The organism is Kitasatospora sp. NPDC057512 (genome assembly GCF_042802135.1).
In the GTDB taxonomy this organism is placed as follows: Bacteria; Actinomycetota; Actinomycetes; order Streptomycetales; family Streptomycetaceae; genus Kitasatospora.
The window spans coordinates 1-1,134 of record NZ_JBHVET010001276.1 but is presented as its reverse complement, the minus strand read 5'-3'; the positions used below and the strand labels follow the sequence as shown (position 1 = coordinate 1,134).

Sequence of the window (1,134 nt, the reverse complement as noted above, 5' to 3'; positions counted from 1 at the left end):
GGTCAGTACGCCGAGGCGGCGTTCTCGGCGAGGACCGCCCGCAGCCGGGTGGTGCGCGACTGCGCCTGGCGCTCGGCGACGGCCTGGACGAGCGCCGGGCCCGCGGCGTGCACCACGGACAGGTGCCGCTCACCGCGGCCGAAGGCGGTGTAGACCCACTGCCGGGTGAGCGCCTGGGCGGCGTCCTCCGGGACCACCACGACCGCGCCGGGCCAGCGCCGGCCGACCGCCTGGTGGACGGTCAGCGCCCAGCCGTGCCGCAGCCGGGCGGCCTCGGCCGGCGGGACGGTGCGCTGCGAGCCGTCCGCGTACTCCAGGTGCAGACCGGTCGCGTCGCCGTCCAGCACCCGGGCCGGGCGGGTGATGCCGGGGGCGGGGGAGTCGACCACCCGGTCGCCCGGGTCGAAGCCGCCGAACCGGCCGGGGCCGGGATTGAGCCGGGTCTTGGCGGCGGCGTTCAGCGCGCGGGTGCCGGCCGGGCCGCCGTGGCCCGGGGTGAGCAGCACCACCTGCTCGGCCGGGATGCCCAGCGCGCGCGGGATGGAGTCGGTGAGCAGCTGGACGGCGCGGTGGACGGCCTCGCCGGCGTCCTTGGCGGTCAGGATGACCACCTCCTTGTCCGGCGCCTCGACCGGCTGGAGCTCGCCGATGCCGACGCCGGAGACCAGCTCGCCGATCGGGCCGAAGTCCGGGGTGCGCGAGGCGACCGCCGGGCAGGCCTTGGCGGCCAGCAGGTCGGCGAAGACCCGACCGGGGCCGGCCGACCAGAGCTGGCCCGGATCCCCGCTGAGCACCAGCCGGGTGCCGTCGGCCAGCGACTCCAGGACGACGGCGGCCAGGTCGACGTCCAGCAGCGGGGCGTCCAGCACGACCAGCAGGTCCAGGGCGAGCATGCCGTCCGGGGCGCGGCCGGGGCCGGCGGCGCCGGAGAGCAGCTCGGCGAGGGTGACCACGGGGGCCCCGGCGCCCGCCTCGGCGAGTGCGGCGAGGGAGTCCCGCCCCTGGTCCGTCCAGGTGGCGGCCCAGGCCCGCAGCCCGAGGCCGCGGGCGGCGGCGACCAGCGCGGCCGGCTCGGCGCGGGCCGCCTCGCCGCCGGTGTGCAGCACCAGGGCGTGCTCGGCGACGGCCTTGATC

The 1,134-nt window shown here is 79.0% G+C and carries 1 protein-coding gene; it reads right to left on the bottom strand.

All coding sequences use genetic code 11. The annotated features are described in order from the left end of the window. Positions 1 to 2: 2 nt before the first annotated feature. Positions 3 to 1,134 (bottom strand): ATP-binding domain-containing protein (locus tag ACFU6K_RS39460; protein WP_380671561.1); only part of this gene is annotated, 1,132 nt, incomplete at its 5' end.